Raw genomic sequence first — 19,963 nt, 5'->3', positions numbered from 1 at the left:
TTATAAGTTATAAAAATTAATTGCATTATGTTCCATAATCAAATTTTGTTCTTAAGAAGATAAGTATGCAATAAATTGAGTTACTAATTCTTTTGTTTTAGTGAATTACGAGCAACTAAACAAATGAGCTAATCAGAATCGAATAATATTCGGTTAAGACCAAACAGTTTAAGTGCAAGTTTCATATAGGGTTGAGTTTTATCCGGTGTCCCAGTTATATAAACAGCTTCGGTAGCCATTCCTGATAATTTGCAATAGATATTTTTATGTTTACCAATTTCAAGTCCAACTCTCATAAAAACCATCTTTGATATAAGGGTTGGCTAAATAATCTATTTATGAATTTTTAATCTGCAAATTTTTATAAACTTTAAAGCCTCACCCAATTGATGTGGAAAACTATAAACTCCATAATTAAAATAGTATTTCTTTAAATCTTTAATTCCTCTCAAAAAAATGAGACGAAGTAGGAAATTATGATTGGCTTTTCTTGATTAAGAATTAAATACAACTGTAGCTTTTATAACGCCTGAAGTAGTATTTAACCAGCTATCAAAATTTTTAATCATTTCATTAAAAGGTACAGAGTGTGTTATAAAAGATTCTGTTGGAAATTGATCTATAATATTGATAACATGTTCAAAATCTTCGGTAGTAGCATTACGACTACACATCAAAGTCATTTCTTTAGCATGAATAGCAGGATGTGAATACGCAATTTCTCCTTTTGATAAACCAACTAATACAAAACGACCACCATGAGACATATATTTTGGAGCAGTTTCAAGTGCTCCTTTGTGACCAGAAGCATCAAAAACAGCTGTACATAAATCTCCATTTGTAATTTCTTTAATTGCTTCAACTGTGTTTTCTCCAGCTACTAAGGTGTAATCTACTCCAATTTTTTCTTTGGCGTAAGCTAAACGTTGCTCGTTCATGTCGATAGCAATTACTTTGGCACCAGCAATTTGTGCTAATTTCATAATTCCAATTCCGATAGGACCACAACCAATAACCGCTACGGTTTCGCCAGCAGTAATGGCAGCTCTACGTACTGCGTGTGCGCCAATAGCAAGTGGTTCAACTATTGCCATTTGATCATTTGATAAATGATTGGCTGGCAGTAAAATATTGGCTGGAACAGTAATTTGTTCTTGCATTCCTCCATCAGTATGAACTCCTAATACTTTGATATTGGTACAACAGTTTGTTTTTCCGTTACGGCAAGCTATACATTTTTGACAACTGATATAAGGCATAACAACCACTTTATCTCCTGCTTTGATTTCTTTTGGATTATCTCCAATTTCTAAAACAGTGGACGCTAGTTCGTGTCCTAATATTCTAGGATAGGTAAAAAAAGCTTGATTTCCAGCGTAAGCATGTAAATCTGTACCGCAAATCCCCACTTTATTGATTTGTAATAAAGCTTCGTTTTCTTGTCTAATAGGAGCTTCTTTTTCTTTTAATAAAAATTCTCCAGGTTTTTCGCAAACAATGTATTTCATAAGATATAATATTAGTATAAAAAGTATAAGGGTACATCAATATCTGATGTACCCTTATCACTAAACTACTTTTATAAGGTCAATTCTAGTACAAAAGCATAATCTCCAGGTTTTTGAGTAGGCATTTCTACAATAAGACCATTAGTGTCTTGAGACCATTTTAAATTAGCATTGCTTCCTAACATTTTTACATTAGAGACTTTATCTTCAGAAGACTTAACAGATTTAATATGTACACTATTATTGGTAGGCCAAGCCATCATAATAGCATATAATTTATTTCCTTTTTGCGTAAAACGAATATCTTGCCCTGTAAAATCTTTATTATCTCCTTCAGAATGATGTCCTTTATTTACTTCAGTAGGACCTTCACCGAAAGTTTTCCAATATTTTGTGTCGTAGATAGCATCTCCATTAATAGATAACCAATTACCTATTTGTAATAAGATTTCTTTTTGGTCTTCTGGAATGGTACCATCAGCCTTTGGACCTACATTTAGAAGTAAGTTTCCATTCTTAGAAACGATATCAACCAAATCATCAATTAACTGATTGGCTGTTTTAGATTCCCAATTGCTTACATAAGACCAAGAGTTTTTACCAATAGAAGTATCAGTTTGCCATGGTAATTTGCGAATACCTGGAAGTTTTCCACGTTCTAAATCGTAAATTACAGTGCCTTCTGGAAAGGCTTCATGGTCAAAATTCTTATCATTGATAACCACTTCTTTTCCCCACTCAATTCCTTTGTTATAAAAGTAAGCAGCAATTTTTGGTCGCATATCTGCATAATCAGGAATATCTAAATAGAAATCGAACCATAGAATATCTGGTTGGTAATTATCAATTAAATCAACAGTTCTGTCCCACCATCTTTGCTTAAACTCTTTGGAAACAGGTTCTTTTAAATTTTTCCCTTTTGTTGAATATAAATCAGCATATTGCGGATCGGTAGTGTCAAAATGATCTTTTTTGTTGTAAAATGACCAGTTAAAAGCATAATGTGAAGAAGCCCCCATTATAAGCCCTTGATTTCTTCCTTCTTTGAAAAGCTCTCCTAAAACATCGCGTTTAGGTCCCATGTCAACTGAGTTCCAACGTGTGGTGTGCGATTTATACATGGCAAATCCATCGTGATGATCTGCTACGGGAATTACATATTTCGCTCCTGCTTTTTTAAATAAATCAATCCATTCTGCAGCATTGAATTTTTCCCCTTTAAACATAGGAATGAAATCTTTATATCCAAAAGTTTTTTGATCACCCCAAGTTTTTTTATGATGTGTGTATACGGGATTAGGACCTATTTTTTCAAAGTTCAATTGTGCAGTAAATGTAGCAGTATCCATATACATTTGGCGTGGATACCATTCTGAACCGAAAGCAGGAACTGAATAAGCGCCCCAATGAATGAATATACCAAACTTTTGCTTGTTAAACCATTCAGGATCTTTATAGTTTTTTTTAATAGATTCCCAATTTGGCTCAAAAACCTGAGCTTTTTCAGATTTAATTGATACTGTTTTATTGTGCTTTTTAGAACCACACGCAAGCATCAAGGCGGAAATGATTATTAAAGCAAAGAGTTGTTTTCTTAAAAGCATAGTATTGTATTTAACGGTTATTTTTGATGATATTTTCCTGTTTATTTCAGGGGCTAAATTCGGGTTATTGTATCTAATTGCTAATTTCTAATGTTTAAAATACTAGAACATATGGTTATTTGTGAAAAAAAAGTAAATTGATAATCAGGCTCTTATTTATTCTGTGGGTTTTGTAACAGTGATTGCCTTTTTAAAACATCTAGGATGTTATTTTAAACGACTCTCGACATTTAGGATTACTGAACTTACATGACCACTCAAATCAGGAAAAGTAATTTGCACCTTATTTTCTCCAGACACTATATAATTAATATCAAATGGTATCTCGATTACTCCAAAGAATCGTTGTCTTGCTAACTGATCATATCCTGCCCAATTTGTAGGTACTTGAACATTTTTTCCATTAAGAGTAACAATTGGTTTTTTACTCATATTATGTGATCTACCTATTCCCATTCTAATAGAAGCTTTACCTTGTTTAGCGGCTTCCATATTATTAAATTTAAACGTTAGCACTTTGTCTTTTTCTATGGGTTGTAAATAGGTTTCTGTATAATAGTTGTTTTCTTTTAGGGTATTATTAAAATCAAAATGTGTTACATCACATTCAGCTATAATAGTTTCACCTGCTTTAAGGTTTACAGTATCTAAAGATGTTTCATTTGTAAAATAAATTAAACGAGGCATTCCTGTAGCAGTTGTGTATAAACGTTTTAAAGTGATGTTTTTAATGTAAGTAGCACTGTTATTCAGATAGTTCAATGAAACCTCTTGCACGTCATCACTTAAATTATTCATTGCTATGAAAACTTTTCCTTCTTTTGTAAAAGCATGAATTTGGATATCTGGATTGTTAGAAGTCACTTCTATACGCTTTCCTTCAACACCCTTCCATAATTCATAAAACTTTTTAAGATGTGTGAAGGTATAAGTACCGTCTTCTTCTTTCTTTTTTATTACCCAAGGATAAGGATGTCCGTCGGGATTTTCTTTTTTATTATCATAAAACCAGGTGGCTTTTGAAGTTATAAAGGGGATTGCTTTGAGTAGGCGATCTTCTTTATCTAATAATTGCATCAAAATTTTATTATAAGCAATTAAACAGGTACCGTTTAATTCTGGAGAATAAGTTTTACCAACTAGTCCTTGGGCAGTATAGCCGTACTCCGAAATGATATGTGGTTTCACAACTCCCCATTTTTTAAAACTGTAGGCTTCAATTAAATCTAAAATAGCCTCCGAATTACTTCCGGAACGGTAACTGGTGTCGCCTTCTACATTTCGTCCGTCATAAATATGTGTTGAAAAAAATTGCATGCTTTCTCCTGCAATATCCATAAATGTTTTCATTCGGGTATCCCAATAGCCAAAGTTATCTTTTTCAACTTCAGGGTAAGCAGAGGTATAGCCACCCACCATCATATTAGGGATTTCTTTGTGTACTTTATCGGCAACAGTTTTATACAGTTTAGACATTTCGACAATTACAGCTGGTGTTTGATCCCAGGTTTTTACATAATCAATAGCGTGTACAAAAGGCTCGTTCATCACCTCATAGTACTTCGGCATTATCGGATAGGCATTTTTTAAAAAAGCAGCATCGTATTCGGCGATTTTATTGTAATCTTGATTCAATTGAAAAGCATCGCTAGGGTGATCCGTAATAATAAAATCGGTGGTTGCAAAATTATCAAACAGCGGACTTTTCTTAATTCCTGCTGCAGATTTTTCTCCCATTTCTTTGGCTTCCGCCAAAGATGGAATTTCCGTTTTCGATTTTCTAAAGGGTGCTGGACCACCAAAGGTTCGCCCGTGTTCAATACCTAAAGTTTTAAATAAATAATCGGCATCCGAAGCTAAATCCCAACTGGCGTATGAATCGTGCATAGCAAAATATTTCTTTCTATTGAGTTCACTTTCCTTACCTATAAATTTTTGAGTGGTAAAATCAATGGATACTTCGTTCTTTTGTGCAACTACAATATGTAATGTTAGAATACTTATTGTAAGTAGTATATATCTTTTATTCATCATCTTAAATTTTAACAAATTTGTAATAATCATCATTACTCGTAATAGCGAAATAGGCACCTTTATCTAAATCTGAAACAGGTATCGTATTCGTATTGGTTACTTCTTTTATAATTTCACCGTTCAATGCAATAATCTTTATAAAATCATAAGAAACTTTTCCTGGAAGTGTTAGAACGCTAGAGTTTTTATTAAGCGAGAGCATAATGTGTTGTTCATTCAAATCGTTTAAAGTGAGTGATTTAATAGCTTTAGTGATTTCGATACCAGAGAGTTCTTTGCTTACAATATTTTCATTTGGAAAACCTTCTCCAGAACCATAATACAATACATAACGATACTTGTTTCCTTCCTTTGGCTGTCCCGCATTTAAAGTCACTTTAACCGAGCCTTCTCCAGGGTTAACTGTGGTGTTTTTACTCGCTGCAACCCATTGTTGACCGTTCCACAGTGCTATTTGAAGTAATCTTGGTTGACTGGCTTTATAATTAATATCAAATTCAAAAAGCTCGCGACTGGATAGTGAAGTAGGAGTTAATACTGAAAAAGAAGCATCATCTAAAATAGGAGTATCGTTTTTTGTTATTTCAACATTCTTAATAACGGATGCAGCACGTTCTGTTTTCCAATCTCCATTTCTATCGCGTACAGAAACCAATATTCTGTACCCTTTGCCAGGTATAGGGGCATCTTTAGGACTGATTTGAAAATTAAACACTCCTTTCCCTTTGTCAACAGGGATTGTTTTTCCTGTCCAAAATTTATTGGGACCACCAGAAATATCTAAGGCTAAATCAGAGTCTTTTGTAACATCATACCCAACAAAAAAGCTGTATGATGATGCGCTTTTAAGTTTTATTGGTACATCTTTTACAAAAATTACTTTGTCACTTTGGGCATAATTTTGAAAAGATATCAACCCGAAAAAAACAAGGAATATCAATTTGGTAATTATTAGTTTATGTTGCATAATGTTTTATTTTATTTGTTTTAAAATGAATCCGTTTAATGATAAATCACCTTCTTTGTTTAAATTATTAAATTCTAAAATGATCGAATTGGTACCGTCTGATTGAAATTGAGATTTTATAGATAATGGTTTACGTTCACCTGTGTTGTCATGGATGAAATAATTAACGACATGGTCACCTGCGGTTCTAGTAAATATGCCTTTACTGTCATTAACAGTCACTCCAATAGCATTAGTCATTTTTGCAACACTTCGTCTGGAATGGTGAAATGTTTCAATGCTGTAGAGTCCTTTTTTTAAACCAGAAATATTTAATAGTAAACTGCCTTTTTCAACATAAAGGCCATCAGCTCCTACAAAACTTAAATCACCTAACATAGCTGTGTCACCTAGCCAATTTATGGCGTTCTTAGCACTTATAGTAATCTCAGCATTGTAATCGGTTAATTTAAAATTTAGGTTTTTATCTGAATTTCCAGTCCATTCTAACCAATCAAATTGAACCAATTGTTTTGCTCCACCAATATCAACTCTTGCAATTGGGTAATCGTAAATGACTTTTGCATTGTTTTCAATTTCATTTGGATTGTAAGTAGCGGTAGTAATTGTTGCGGTACTATTTTTTAAACCTTTTGAAGATGCTGTAATGGTAATTTTACCCGTATTTTCGGTTCCTCTTATATACATGGTTGCAACACCATCGTATAAAATGGCTGGATTTGCATCAATATTTCCATTATCAATAAGTTTTCCGGCTCCTGAAATGGTAAACTTAATTTTATTGGTAGCCGATGTTACCACTTCGTTATTCTGATCAAGCACATATGCATGTACCATTCTTATATCTGATCCTCCAGCATAAAAAGGTTTGTCATTGATGTTGAATTCTAATTTAATATGGTGTGCTTTTCCCTGTTTGGCTCTGGAGTGTTCCGTTATTTTTTCTCCGTTGGTATAGCCAATTGCTTTTAGAGTACCTGTTTTCCAATTATAGTTGAATATAAAAGAGGGATGATTCAAATTTGATTTGGTTGATTCGTTATCTGGATATTGTTTTGCTATTAGTTTGTTGTTATGATAAAGTTCTACCATTTGGCAATTACTAAACACTCTGATTTTTCCATTTTTTGAGGCCGTTTCGTCTGCAATATGCACAATCGGATTAGCAATCAATTCAGATTGATACCATTTGTAAACCGGTTTTGGTAGTCGGTAACCTGATAATATACCGTAAGTTGTCATGTAATCTCGTTTCCATTGCGAGTCATCTACATCTGGTTGTAAGTGATTATAATCAGCACCTAACCAAGCAAGAGCTGCAATATTATTTTTATTGCCTTTGTATCTTGAAATATGAAATTGATTTACCTCAGAGTCTACAGAGCTTCCATGTTCCATAACCATTGTAAAGGCACTTTCTGGAAATTCGGTTCTGCGATAATCCATAGTGGTATATAAGTCGGTAATGCCTTCATTTTTCACACCATTCCAAGGACTAGAAGCCGATGTTGTCAGTCTAAAAGGATCTTCTTCTTTAGCAACTTGTTGCATACGTGGAACAGGTCCCCTATGATTGATTCCAGCGCCCCAAAATACAATTGAAGGATGATTTCTATGGTTTCTAATCATGTGTCTTGTGGCTGTCTCAAGATTATCAAACCAAGTCTTATCTCCCCATTCTATCCATGTCGAAACTTCTTCGTAAACAATAATCCCGAGTTCGTCACAAGCTTTCAAAAAGGAATCGTCTTGTGTGTAATGAGATAAACGAATAATATTAATTCCTGCTTTTTTATATTGTAAGGCTTCGTTGTAATGAAAGGAATTAGGAACGGCATCGCCAATATTAGGGTAGTTTTGATGTCTGTTGACACCTACTAAGAAAAGCGGTTTGCCATTCAATACAAATCCTTTGCCCTTTTCTAATTGAAATGTTCTAAAGCCAAAAGTGTTTTCAACAAAATCTACAGGGGTTTCATCATCATAAATTACAGAATGTACCCTGTATAAATAAGGACTATCTGGTGACCATAAGTGGTAATCATCCTCAATAGTAGTAGTCTGTCTGAAGGTGTGGTTTGTATTTGCTGGAATTGCTACATTTTGGATCAATTTCGTTATTACATAACCTTCTGCATTAATTATTTTGGTTTCTATTCTGCAATTTTTAGGTGTGTTGTTTTCATTCTTAACCGTAGTTTTTATGGAAACTGTTCCATTGTTTTTATTTACTGTTGGTGTATTGATATTGACACCAGCTTCAAAATCTTCCCAGTTAAAACTAACATGTAATGGATTGGTAGTGACTAAATAGACATCTCTATATAATCCGTTAAATTTTACATAATCGGTACGGTGTGGGTCGGGTGCAATGGTTTGACTATAGCGATTATCTGCTTTTATTACAATAAGGTTATCTGAATTTAATTTTACAAAGGGTGTAATGTCAAAATGAAAAGGAACATAACCGTTTATAGCAAAATTTCCTGCTTTTTTACCATTGACCCATAGTTCAGTGGCATTGTGTACACCTTCGAATTCTATGAAGACTTTTTCAGTAGGTTTTGCACTTATTTTTAGGGTTTTTCGATACCAACCAAAATCTCTTAAATACTTTTCTTGCACCCATGTTTCTCTAATACTATCCATTTCATAAGATACTAATTGCATCGTATGAGGGACAGAAATTGTTTCCCAATTAGTATCATTGAAATCGATATTTTCTGGCGTTCCAGATGTTTGTCCCAAATGAAATTTCCAATCCAAATTTAGATTTATTTTGGCACGATGAGTTTTTATGTTGCCTTCTGCCAATGGAGATCTTTGTGCAAAAACAAATGATGTAATTAATAATAAAGTGAAGTTACATATGCATTGCATGATATTGATTTTTATTTTTTAAAATTAGATTTTTAATGGGGTTTAAATAATATCGTATGTTTAAAATAGGGTAACATATGGTTATTAAAAACTACTACCTGAACACATTTTTTTTAAACTATAATGAGTTATCATAGTTAGAAGATATGAATCAAAATCATAAAAATCTATAAAAAGGTATTTGTGTTTTTGTTGTTTGAAAACAAACACTGCACAAAGAAGTTAATAAAATCAATAGTTCCGAAATGGAGGCGAACTATCTAATTTGTTAAATAGATTTATTTTTAATGAAACTATTTTTTATAAAACATTTTAAAAAAAGGTTGAATAAAGTCTAAATCATGCAAAATAGAATAACAAAGAAACTGGCCATGTACATTTTGCCTGTTCCTTTTGGGAAAGTTGTATAGTTTTAATTTTTCAAGTAAAAACACATTCGTGATATTAATAAAATCATATGTTCGAATATTATTTTTAATTAGTAAATAATTTTACATTCTTACTTAAATACATTCTGGTTTGTATAATAAATTATTATAAAAATGAATAATACTGTTCATGTAGAATTAGAAGGTCTTTTTTTATTGTACTACAAAGAATGGTATTTTTTATCCTATTCTTATTTAAAGGATAGAGAAGAAGCCGAAGAAATAGTACAAGATGTTTGTGCTAAAATTTTGGTAAGAAATAGCACTGAAAAAATTTTAAATTTAAAGTCTTATGTCATTATAGCTATCAAGAATAGTTGTTTGAAGAAATTAAAAAAACAACAAAAACTTGTTTCGTTGACAGAAATTGATGTGGATTGTTTGCTTTCGGATGAAGATACGTCAGTGCTTGACGATAAAATATTTTTAATACATAAAGCATTAGAGCAGTTGCCACAACCATCTAAAGATATTTTTATTAGATGCGTGATTGAAGGTGAAAAATATCAATTTGTGGCGGAATCTATGAATATTTCTATCAATACTGTTAAGTATCATATTAAATCAGCCTATAAGAAAATGCGAATTGAAATGATAGGAATTAGTTTTTTATTACTGTTCCTTTTAAAAAATATTTGGAAACAGTAATCCTTGTTTTAATCCAGTGACTACCCTTAGATAGCAGCACATACATCAAAATAGCGATTATTTAATGACCTATTTAAAAACTTTCTTTCAAATTCCATATCGCTTTCTAATTTGAACACTAGATAAAACCTTACAGTTAGTATTCATTTCAAAAATAATTATTTTTTTTACAGGTCAAACTTTACTTACGAAATAAAGTATTTGTTGTTTCACTTTTAACATGATTGCAGACGTAACGATGATAATTGAAGTCAGATTTTTACATTCTTTTTCAGAGCTATATTTAGCGCATTTAAGACCGTTTAGCCATTTGATTTTACTTAAATAGGCTTTACAAGCATCGTCATTGGGTAGTTCTTTTACTAAATTGAGGTTGTTTGAACTCTAAATTCTTCCTTAATAGAGTATTTACAAGCTCTAATGTATAGAATTTAACAACTCAAATAATGTGTTGTTAGTTAGATGTTTAATATATTTTTTAATTAAGACTACCCGATTTAAATTTTTGGGTCTTTATATTAAACGCTAGTTAATAGATTTAAGATAAGACCTATGGAAATAATCGATTTAATTATTAAAAAACTGCATCAACATGTTCTTTCTCAAGAGGAGGATCGATTTTTTAATGCTTGGATTCAAAAGTCTGAAACGAATCGTAATTTTTTCATCAAGTTAGAACAACTTAAAAATCAAAATGAAGTTATTGCTGAAATTTCGACAGTCCACCCTGAGTTAGCTTGGCAAAAAGTAATTCGGAAATATGAGAAAGAAACGAAGCGTAATCAAAGACAATTAACAGCAAAACGCTTCTTGAGATACGCAGCAGTATTTATTGGGGCATTATTCTTAGGTTATGCTGTAGATGTTTTTGTATTAACTAAACCGAGTATTATGGAGCCTTCGAACGAAATTACCTTAGAGTCTGAAAATGGAAATATTCAAATTTTGTCATCAAATACTGTTTACGGAATTAAAGATGCAAACGGGAGGGTTTTAGGTGTCAAAAGTGAAAGTAAATTAGACTTTAGGGGAATTAAATATGTAGATAAGTTAATTTATAATACGCTAACTATTCCCTATGGTAAAAAGTTTGTCATCACCCTTTCTGATGGTTCGGTAGTCCATCTTAATTCGGGTTCTGTTTTCAAATTTCCTATCAAATTTATTAACGGTTACAAAAGAGAAGTCAAACTGATAGGAGAGGGATATTTTGAAGTTACCAAAGATAAAAAACATCCCTTTATTGTAGAAACTTCTCAAATGAATGTTACTGTTTTAGGTACAAAATTTAATGTCTCTGCCTATTCTGAAGACTCTTCAATTACTACAGTTTTAGTCGAAGGCTCAGTAAGTATCAGTTCTAATTTAGAGATAACGAAAGAAGTCGTTCGATTGGTTCCTGGTGATTTGGCTTCTTGGTGGATTAAGAAATCTAAAATAAAAAGAAGACAAGTAGATACGGATATTTATACTAGTTGGATTGATGGGAGAATTGTATTCAAAAACCAAAAGTTTGAAAATATTATCAAAAAGTTAGAACGACATTATGATGTGAAAATAAAAAATAATTATAACGAACTAAATCAAGAACTATTTACTGCCACTTTTGATGTGGAGACCATTGAAGAAGCACTCAATTCATTTGCTGAGAATAAAAATTTTAACTTCCAAATGAAAGATAAATCAATAACCATTAACCAACCTTAAAACAAAGATGCCTATGAAATGTAAAGATTCAATATGATGAAATTATCACTTACTATTATCAAATAAACCAAAAAAAACCATGAAAAAAAATATTAGTCAAAGACACATTTTGTCTTTTTTAATTCGATTTAATTTAGCACTGAAATTAACTATATTATTGTTGTTATTAACCGTATGTTCAATCCATGCAAAAACCTATTCACAAAACATAAAACTTACTTATAGTCTAAAAGATATTACAATTGTTACAGTTTTAGAAAAAATAGAAAAAGATACCAAGTTTAAATTTTTATTTAATAATGAAGAAATCAATGTTGATAGAATTATTTCTTTTAAAGTAGAAAATGAAGAGGTAGCTAAAGTCCTAGATAAATTATTTTTAAATTCAAATATTACATATAAATTCAAGAACAAGCAGATTATACTCAAACAGTCAAAAGATGAGCTTGTTGAAACTAAAGGACAACAAATAACAATTAAAGGAACGGTAAAAGATCCCAATGGTATGCCTATTCCAGGTGCAAATGTATTGGTAAAAGGTACTACCCTAGGAACTACAACGGATATTGATGGAAATTATGTTTTAGTAGTTCCTGAATCTGCTAAAATAATAGTATTTTCTTATTTAGGTCTAAAATCTACAGAAGTTGCTATTGCTGAAAAAACAACTATAAATGTAACGTTGCAAAGTGACGCAGCCACATTAGATGAAATAGTGGTTATTGGTTATGGTACCGTAAAAAAATCAGATTTAACTGGTTCAGTTGCTTCTGCGGATGTAAAAGAGTTAAATAAAACTCAAAATACATCTATAGCCCAAGCGATTCAAGGAAGAATGGCAGGTGTTACAGTATCTAAAAGTTCTGGTGCTCCAGGTGCTACACCTACAGTTCGGGTTAGAGGTTTTGGAACAGTAAACAACGCTGATCCTTTATATATAGTAGATGGTATTCCAATTAATGATATCTCTAGTATTAATATGGAGGATGCCAAATCAATTGAAGTTTTGAAGGATGCTTCGGCTACCGCTATTTATGGTTCGAGAGGTGCAAATGGAGTTGTTTTGATTACAACAAAGAGTGGTTTAAAAGGAAAAACAATAATTTCCTATACCGCATATGCAGGAGTACAAAATAGGATTGACAATTTAAAAGTTATGAATGCTGAGCAATGGGCTACTTTATTTAATGAAGGATTGGCTAATGATGGTCGTCCATTAAATGCAGACTTAATCAATCCAGCATCATTACCATCATATAACTGGAAAGATTTGGTATATAGATCAGCTAATATACAAAGTCATCAACTTTCAGCTTCAGGAGGGTCAGACAAATCTACTTTTTATGTTTCTTTTGGGTATATTGATCAAGAAGGAGTTGTAATGAATTCTTCATACAATAGAACTAATTTTAGAGTAAATAATACCTACCAAATACTTCCGAAAATTAAATTAGGTCATAATATTCAATATGCAAAAGCCAAAACAAGAAGTGTTGCAGAGTTTGGAAACTCAACAAGTAGAGTAGCCTTTTTAGGCTATCTGAATGATCCAGTGTCTCCTATTTACAATCCAGATGGTACATTTGGTATATCAAAATATAACTCTATAGTAGCTAACCCGCTTGCCTTTGCCACATTTGTGAATACACCTTCTATTAGAGAGAGCTTTTTAGGGGATGTTTCTCTGGATGTTGATATCATTGAGGGATTAAAATTTAAGTCAAATCTTGGTTTACAAATTAACAATACTAAAGTTGATAATTTTGTACCTGCTTATTTTGTATCATCAATTATTAACTCTGCCCTAAGTACTTATACATTAAATAGAAGTGAAAATAGAGTTTATGTAATGTCCAATACATTAAATTATAATGTTACTCTAGCAAAGAAACATAATTTTAGTGCTTTATTAGGCCAAGAGATACAAGAATTGGATTTTAATAATGTTAATACGACTCGAAATGATATTCCTCCAAGCGTTATAAACCCTACATTAAGTTCTGGTTCTATTTCTTCAGCGACTAATAGTGGTGATATTTCTGAGTCAAGATTGTTGTCATTTTTTGGTAGATTCAACTATAATTATGATGATAGGTATCTATTAACAGGAACATTTAGAAAAGATGGTTCTTCTCGTTTTGGATCAAATAACAGATGGGCAAATTTCCCTTCATTAGCTTTGGCATGGAATATTCACAAAGAAAATTTTTATAATGTAGATGCAATTAACCAATTAAAATTCCGTTTGGGTTGGGGTAAAACAGGAAATCAGGATATACCCAATTCAGCTATATATAATACTTTAAATATAGGAACAAATTATCCGTTTGGATTAACTGAATCTACAACAATAGGAGTGACAGCTTTAACACCTGGAAATTCCAATTTAAAATGGGAAACAACTGTCACTAAGAATATTGGGCTAGATTTAGCATTTTTAAATAATTCGATCACTTTCACAGCAGATTATTTTATTAAAAACACTACTGATATGTTAATGCCAACACCTATTTTATCCTCATCAGGATATAGAAATTCCCCTTTTACTAATGCGGGTGATATTCAAAATGATGGATTTGAGTTTACAGCAAATTATAAAAAAGTGATTAACGATTTTTCATTTAATATTGGTGGAAATATTGCGATAATACAAAATAAAGTACTTAAGTTAGCTACTGAAGGAACTGTCTTTCAATCAGGGAGTGCTCAAGGTGGTATAGCAAATGTAACTCGTACGGAAGCGGGTCATCCTTTAGCGTCATTCTATGGTTTAGAAATGATAGGTGTTTTTCAAAATCAAGATGAAATTAATAGTAATCCTAATTTAGTAGGTACAAAACCTGGTGATGTAAAATACAAGGATCAAAATAACGATGGAGTGATTAATGACTCGGATAGAACTTATATTGGTTCTCCATTACCAAACTTTACCTATGGTATTAATCTTAATATAGATTACAAACAATTTGATTTTTCTGCCTTTTTTCAAGGAAGTGAAGGAAATAAAATTTTTAATGCTAGTGATTATGATTTAATGGGAGATTTGTCTACAAATTTAAACGTAGATTACTTAGGAAGATGGACAGGTGAAGGTACTTCTAATTCTATTCCTAGGGCTTCTTTTGCTAGTCAAGCCAACAACTCTAGAACATCCAGCAGATTTGTACAAGATGGATCTTACTTGAGGTTGAAAAATATTCAGTTGGGTTATTCTTTACCTATGAACATTTTAAATAAAATAGCTTTAGATCAGTTACGTTTCTATGTTTCTGCTCAAAATTTACTAACATTTACAAAATATAATGGACTAGATCCCGAAGTAGGTGTTGACAATTCTCAAAATAATCCTCTGGATATTGGAATAGATAGAGGAAGGTATCCTTCTGTGAGAACAATTTCATTAGGATTAAATTTAACTTTTTAAATAAAAAATTATGAAAAATATAAATAGTAAATTTATAAAAGGAATAAGAGTATTTTCAGTTGCTTTATTCATTGGATTGGTATCTTGTAGTAAGGATTATTTAGAGATTGATGCTTTTGGTTCTCCAGTAGTTGAAAATTTTTACAAAACCCCTGCTGATATGGAGCAAGCTTTAACAGCTGCGTATAATCCTATGCGTGAGCAATACACTTCTTTTAATCAAGTGTGGTCATCAGATTTATTTATGGGAGATATTGGGACAGATGATATTGAAAAAGGAGGATTAAGTTTGGCTGATATTCCATTTTTATTAGAAAAACAAGAATATACTTTAACGACTAATAATACTTATTTGAATTTTCGATGGGATATTCAATTTAGAGGTGTTTTGTATGCAAATTTAGTTTTAGATAATATAGATCAAGTCATCTTTACTGATGCTAATAGAAAAAAAGAAATTACTGCCGAAGCACATTTTTTACGTGCCTATTACTATTTTAATTTAGTCACTTTTTTTGGAGGAGTGCCCTTGTATGATAAACCTCTTCCGTATCAAGAAGCTGATATTCCTAGATCAAGTACAGCAGAAACCTATGCTTTTATTGAACAAGACTTGATAAAAGCTATTCAAGATTTGCCTTCAAGATTCACTAAACCAATCTCTTTTCAGGGGCATGCTGACAAAGGAGCAGCTCTAGGTTATATGATGCGCATTTCTTTGTATCAAAACAAGATGGATCAAGTAAAGCAATATGGCGAGGAATTATTTGAGTTACCTTATGAATTAATTGACTTGAATACAATTTTTCAACCTCTTGGTGAATGGAGTAAAGAATCTATTTTTGAAATCAATTATTCCTCAAATACTAGTGGACTAGGGACTGCTGTACCAAAACAAATGATGCCAAGAACACCCGATGGTCAAGGATTTGGTTTTTCACAAATTAAGCAGAATTTAGTCGATGAGTATGAAACTAATGATCCTAGATTAAGTGCTTACATTTTTGATGATTCTAGAGTTTATGGTACTGGACATTATAATAAAAAATATTCTTGGAAACCTTTTAGTGGTTACTCCATACCAACAGTTGGTGGACAATTAAATAGTGATCAAAACCTTCGTTTAATCCGATTGGCTGATGCTTATTTAATGTATGCTGAGGCGATTTACAATATTGATCCAGTTACAGCTGTACAATATGTGAATAAAGTAAGAAAACGAGCTCGAGGAACTGCACTTCCAACAGTAGTACCTGATTTACTAGTAACACTTAGTGGACAACCATTATTAAATGCTATTTATCATGAAAGAAGAGTAGAGCTAGGAGGTGAAGGTTTGCGTTTTCAAGATTTGATTCGTACAGGTAGAGCCAAAACTATTTTAGCTCCTCTTGGGTTTGTTGAAAATAAAAATGAAGTAATGCCTATTCCTCAAACTCAAATTGACTTGTCAAATAAAATTTTAATGCAAAATAATTATTAAATATTGGTGTTTAGTTTGGTTTGTTTGAAAGAGGTTTAATCTTATTGATTAGACCTTTTTTTGTTAGGGGGCTTACCATCTAAAATAATTTTACATAAAAACAATCTTTGGCTTGCTTATGTGCAAATTCTGGTAAAAGTGACCATCCTATTCCGGTAAAAGAGATCAATTGATTCCGGTTCAAATTGAAACTACTCTTTTGTTCCTTTGGGTTACAACATTTTTATGTTGTGGATGAAGCAAAGCAAAATCATAAGATTTGATTTTTAATGTTTCTAGGGAATTTTATAAAGCCGAAGCCAAGGGTAATGATCAGATCAATTTCAAAGATTTCAAATGATATCACTTGAATTGGTTTCAATATCTTGAGCAGTTTATAATAAAGGAATCGCTAAAATTAATACTTGTATAAACGGAATAAAAAACAGCCTATAACTATTAAATTTTTAAATGAAACATTCAAACATTTTAAAAAGTATTCTAACAGCCATTTTGTTAGTAGCTATTGCAAATTCTTATGAACAATTACCAGAAGTAGCTGGAAAAAAATGGGAAAAGGTGCCCGTCTTGTGTGATGAGTTTACCGGTAAGAAAATTGATTTCAAAAAATGAAATATAGAGCCAGAAGGACATTCTGAATTAAACTGGACAGGTCGTGCTCCTGGATTGTTTCAAAAGGAAAGTTTTGAAATTAAAGATGGGTGTCTAATTATTGAAGTTGGAACATTAAGCTATAAATATCGTGGAGGAATTTTAAGATTGTACAAAAAGACCTCTGTAGGGCACTATTATGAGTGTCGCATGAAAATGAACAGTGGATTTTGGTTGTGTCATAAAGGGACGTGTGAAACAAGTTAGCGACCAAAAGAAAATGGCTCCACCAACTAAAAATCACGAGCGTTTTTATACTTATGGATTCTACTGGAAAAGTCCAACAGAGTTGATGTTTTATCTTGATGGCAAATACGTTTACACTTTAAAACCACCAGTTCTTTTTGATCAGGACTTGGTTTTGCAATTTTCTATAGAAGCTTACGATTGGAACCCAATCTCAGAGAAAGGAAGTAAAGTGACTACTGGAACCAAAGAAGAAAGAACCGCTTTGATTGATTATATCAGAGTATATGAATTGAAAGATCTTTAATAAGAATACTGATTTAACTCCAACCACAATCAAACTAGCTTTTGAACAAGAAAGAGTTACTGTTCATTATAAAATGAAGTAAACTGATTAGTATTTATCTTATTATGAGTTTGTTGATTATTGATTAAGTCTCCACAGGAATCGGGATCAAGATGCTGTCTATATTTTTAGACTGCCTCCTTTTTTATTCTCAAAATTATATTTAAAAATGTAACTAGTCCAAATTAAAACCTTGACATAGATTGAAAATACTGAGAATAAAAAATAACATTTTTTATTATAAGAAAAGATGAAGTTTTATTTTAAATAAAACATCAGGTGTTCAGTTTTAATCAAGTTTGAAATTTGAATAGCATAAGTCAAATAACATATATTTGCTATAAAAAAATAATAAATTAAAAAAGAATGGTTGAATTTTTATTTGCCCTATTTTATAAATGATAACAAAATCATCAAAACAACAATTCTTACTTTTTGTATTCTATAATTGGTTGAAATTCAATGATAATAAGTTCTCGTTAGCAGTATGAAATCCTTAATAAATCACTATTAAATATTAACCAATTAACTATTAAAATTATGACTAAACCAAAAACTTTTAAAAAATTAGTATGCCTGTTTGCCCTTGTGATTAGTGGCAGTTATTCTTTTGCTCAACCCAGTCCTCCTGCTGGAAAAGTTTGGCAAAAAGTAGAAAATCTATCAGATGAATTTAACACTTGGGATAGTACTAAATGGGAAAAACCGCTGTGGGATTATGGACTACCAGTTAAAATGGTTGCTGAAAATTCAGGTGTTTGGGATAGTAAATTATGGATACGAGCAACATTAGGTATTGGAGATCAATGGTTTAAAACATCTAGAGTACAGTCAAGGGCAAATATAATTTTCCCAATGTATACAGAGTGTAGTATTAAATCATCTCATCTTTCTGCATTCAGTACCTTTTGGTTAAACAATGGGGATAGTATTAATAGAGATGAGATTGACATTTGCGAGAGCAATTCAAAACCATCTTGGCCCAATCAAGCTGAACGGCCATACACCTTGTATTCACAATATTTTGTTGTAAAAAACAATGTAACTGAACGTGCTGCTAGTAATTTTGACAATCGATATTTACAAAATGGAAATCCTGCTAAAGGAGTCACATGGAATGCAACCTATCAAACACTGGGATGCTATTGGAAAGATGCGCATAATGTTCAGTTTTATATCAATGGAGAACCAGCTGGAAATGTAACAACTACAAAAGCATTTACATTAGGTCAATATATTATTTGGGATTTATGGACTAGTCCAAATGAATGGACAGGTGGAATTGCTAGTAAGACCGATTTATCAAATTATAGCATCAATACCATGTACGTAGATTGGATTCATACCTATTCTTTGGTAGATTCCCCTGCTGCTAGTCTGACTATTGAAGCAGAAAATTTTGGTTCTACTGGTGGTGGCACTTACAATGATGGATTCGTTCCATACGGAGTGGCTAGGTCAGGCTCAATTATAAATTATGTCAACAAAGGAGACTGGGTACAATACAGCATCAACGTGGCCACAGCTGGAACTTATAACATTTCATATCAAATAGCCAGTCCGATGACCAATGCCCAAATTCAATTTGTACTTGATGGAGCGATAAAAACGACAACCAACGTGGTGAACAATGGATCGTGGTCTAATTACGTTCCTTTAGCAGGAGGATCAGTATACTTATCAGCGGGTTCACATACCGTAAGAGTAAATGCATCAGGTTCTAATGATTGGCAATGGAACTTAGATAAGATTACTTTAAATAAAGGTATAGGGGCAAAATTTGCAAAAGCGGAAACAAAAGCCGAACTAATCTCAGAAGAAAAACCACTCAGTGTTTACCCAAACCCAGCTCAAGATGAATTGAAAATTGAAAATGCAGCATCTTACAACAAAGTAAACATCTACAATCTGACAGGCGCTAAGGTTTTGAGCGAACAACTTGATGGAAACACACTAAATGTAAGAAAGCTAACTAACGGAATGTATATACTCGAGCTAATAGGCAATCAGACTACACAGAAAATCAAAGTAATAATCAAACGTTAATATTTAAGTTACTTTTAACCTTAATTTTGAATTAAAAAAATCATCTCTTCC

Annotated in this window: 13 protein-coding genes; 7 read left to right on the top strand and 6 right to left on the bottom strand. The window is 32.0% G+C overall.

Features of this window, described 5'->3' with window-relative positions; translation table 11 throughout:
* Positions 1 to 128 precede the first annotated feature (128 nt).
* From BUB89_RS16295 to BUB89_RS16270, 6 genes are all read right to left on the bottom strand, one after another.
* Positions 129 to 296 (bottom strand): amidohydrolase family protein, encoded by a 168-nt coding sequence (locus BUB89_RS16295; RefSeq protein WP_159434584.1) that lies wholly within the window; start codon positions 294 to 296, stop codon positions 129 to 131.
* A gap of 198 nt (positions 297 to 494) precedes the next feature.
* On the bottom strand, positions 495 to 1,508 hold the full coding sequence (locus BUB89_RS16290) for a zinc-binding alcohol dehydrogenase family protein (protein WP_073247002.1): 1,014 nt from the start codon (positions 1,506 to 1,508) through the stop codon (positions 495 to 497).
* A 71-nt stretch (positions 1,509 to 1,579) separates the two neighbouring features.
* The gene (locus BUB89_RS16285) at positions 1,580 to 3,112 is read right to left on the bottom strand and encodes an alpha-L-fucosidase (protein ID WP_073246999.1); all 1,533 of its coding nucleotides are present in this window, start codon (positions 3,110 to 3,112) and stop codon (positions 1,580 to 1,582) included.
* A 207-nt stretch (positions 3,113 to 3,319) separates the two neighbouring features.
* Positions 3,320 to 5,143, bottom strand: a complete 1,824-nt coding sequence (locus BUB89_RS16280) for a beta-agarase (RefSeq protein WP_234982680.1) — start codon at positions 5,141 to 5,143, stop codon at positions 3,320 to 3,322.
* A gap of 4 nt (positions 5,144 to 5,147) precedes the next feature.
* Entirely contained in the window at positions 5,148 to 6,113 is a 966-nt protein-coding gene (locus tag BUB89_RS16275) for a hypothetical protein (RefSeq protein WP_073246997.1), read from the bottom strand.
* A 6-nt stretch (positions 6,114 to 6,119) separates the two neighbouring features.
* Positions 6,120 to 8,993 (bottom strand): glycoside hydrolase family 2 protein, encoded by a 2,874-nt coding sequence (locus tag BUB89_RS16270; protein ID WP_073246995.1) that lies wholly within the window; start codon positions 8,991 to 8,993, stop codon positions 6,120 to 6,122.
* Positions 8,994 to 9,535: 542 nt separating this feature from the next.
* Here BUB89_RS16270 and BUB89_RS16265 point away from each other — a divergent pair.
* The 7 genes from BUB89_RS16265 (at position 9,536) to BUB89_RS16240 (ending at position 19,912) form a co-directional block, all read left to right on the top strand.
* Positions 9,536 to 10,069 carry a sigma-70 family RNA polymerase sigma factor gene (locus tag BUB89_RS16265; RefSeq protein ID WP_073246993.1) on the top strand — a complete coding sequence of 178 codons (534 nt, stop codon included), beginning with the start codon at positions 9,536 to 9,538 and terminating at the stop codon, positions 10,067 to 10,069.
* A gap of 552 nt (positions 10,070 to 10,621) precedes the next feature.
* Positions 10,622 to 11,776, top strand: coding sequence for a FecR family protein (locus tag BUB89_RS16260; protein ID WP_073246991.1), 1,155 nt, complete (start codon positions 10,622 to 10,624; stop codon positions 11,774 to 11,776).
* Positions 11,777 to 11,855: 79 nt separating this feature from the next.
* A complete protein-coding gene (locus tag BUB89_RS16255) occupies positions 11,856 to 15,200 on the top strand; it encodes a TonB-dependent receptor (protein WP_073246989.1) in 3,345 nt (1,114 codons plus the stop codon).
* Between the two features lie 10 nt (positions 15,201 to 15,210).
* Entirely contained in the window at positions 15,211 to 16,683 is a 1,473-nt protein-coding gene (locus BUB89_RS16250; RefSeq protein WP_234982678.1) for a RagB/SusD family nutrient uptake outer membrane protein, read from the top strand.
* A gap of 450 nt (positions 16,684 to 17,133) precedes the next feature.
* Entirely contained in the window at positions 17,134 to 17,295 is a 162-nt protein-coding gene (locus BUB89_RS18110; protein ID WP_159434583.1) for a hypothetical protein, read from the top strand.
* A 232-nt stretch (positions 17,296 to 17,527) separates the two neighbouring features.
* A complete protein-coding gene (locus BUB89_RS16245) occupies positions 17,528 to 17,827 on the top strand; it encodes a LamG domain-containing protein (protein ID WP_141384483.1) in 300 nt (99 codons plus the stop codon).
* A gap of 579 nt (positions 17,828 to 18,406) precedes the next feature.
* Positions 18,407 to 19,912 carry a carbohydrate-binding protein gene (locus BUB89_RS16240; protein WP_073246985.1) on the top strand — a complete coding sequence of 502 codons (1,506 nt, stop codon included), beginning with the start codon at positions 18,407 to 18,409 and terminating at the stop codon, positions 19,910 to 19,912.
* Positions 19,913 to 19,963: the final 51 nt, after the last annotated feature.

The sequence above is a fragment of the Flavobacterium flevense genome, assembly GCF_900142775.1.
GTDB lineage: Bacteria > Bacteroidota > Bacteroidia > Flavobacteriales > Flavobacteriaceae > Flavobacterium > Flavobacterium flevense.
This window is presented reverse-complemented; position numbering and strand designations above follow the sequence as displayed.

Bases quoted from the DNA above. Each gene is read 5' to 3' on its own strand.
- BUB89_RS16260 (WP_073246991.1), top strand. From the start codon at position 10,622: ATGGAAATAATCGATTTAATTATTAAAAAACTGCATCAACATGTTCTT.
- BUB89_RS18110 (WP_159434583.1), top strand. From the start codon at position 17,134: ATGAAACATTCAAACATTTTAAAAAGTATTCTAACAGCCATTTTGTTA.
- BUB89_RS16240 (WP_073246985.1), top strand. From the start codon at position 18,407: ATGACTAAACCAAAAACTTTTAAAAAATTAGTATGCCTGTTTGCCCTT.
- BUB89_RS16290 (WP_073247002.1), bottom strand. From the start codon at position 1,508: ATGAAATACATTGTTTGCGAAAAACCTGGAGAATTTTTATTAAAAGAA.
- BUB89_RS16265 (WP_073246993.1), top strand. From the start codon at position 9,536: ATGAATAATACTGTTCATGTAGAATTAGAAGGTCTTTTTTTATTGTAC.
- BUB89_RS16270 (WP_073246995.1), bottom strand. From the start codon at position 8,993: ATGCAATGCATATGTAACTTCACTTTATTATTAATTACATCATTTGTT.
- BUB89_RS16250 (WP_234982678.1), top strand. From the start codon at position 15,211: ATGAAAAATATAAATAGTAAATTTATAAAAGGAATAAGAGTATTTTCA.
- BUB89_RS16295 (WP_159434584.1), bottom strand. From the start codon at position 296: ATGAGAGTTGGACTTGAAATTGGTAAACATAAAAATATCTATTGCAAA.
- BUB89_RS16255 (WP_073246989.1), top strand. From the start codon at position 11,856: ATGAAAAAAAATATTAGTCAAAGACACATTTTGTCTTTTTTAATTCGA.
- BUB89_RS16285 (WP_073246999.1), bottom strand. From the start codon at position 3,112: ATGCTTTTAAGAAAACAACTCTTTGCTTTAATAATCATTTCCGCCTTG.
- BUB89_RS16275 (WP_073246997.1), bottom strand. From the start codon at position 6,113: ATGCAACATAAACTAATAATTACCAAATTGATATTCCTTGTTTTTTTC.
- BUB89_RS16280 (WP_234982680.1), bottom strand. From the start codon at position 5,143: ATGAATAAAAGATATATACTACTTACAATAAGTATTCTAACATTACAT.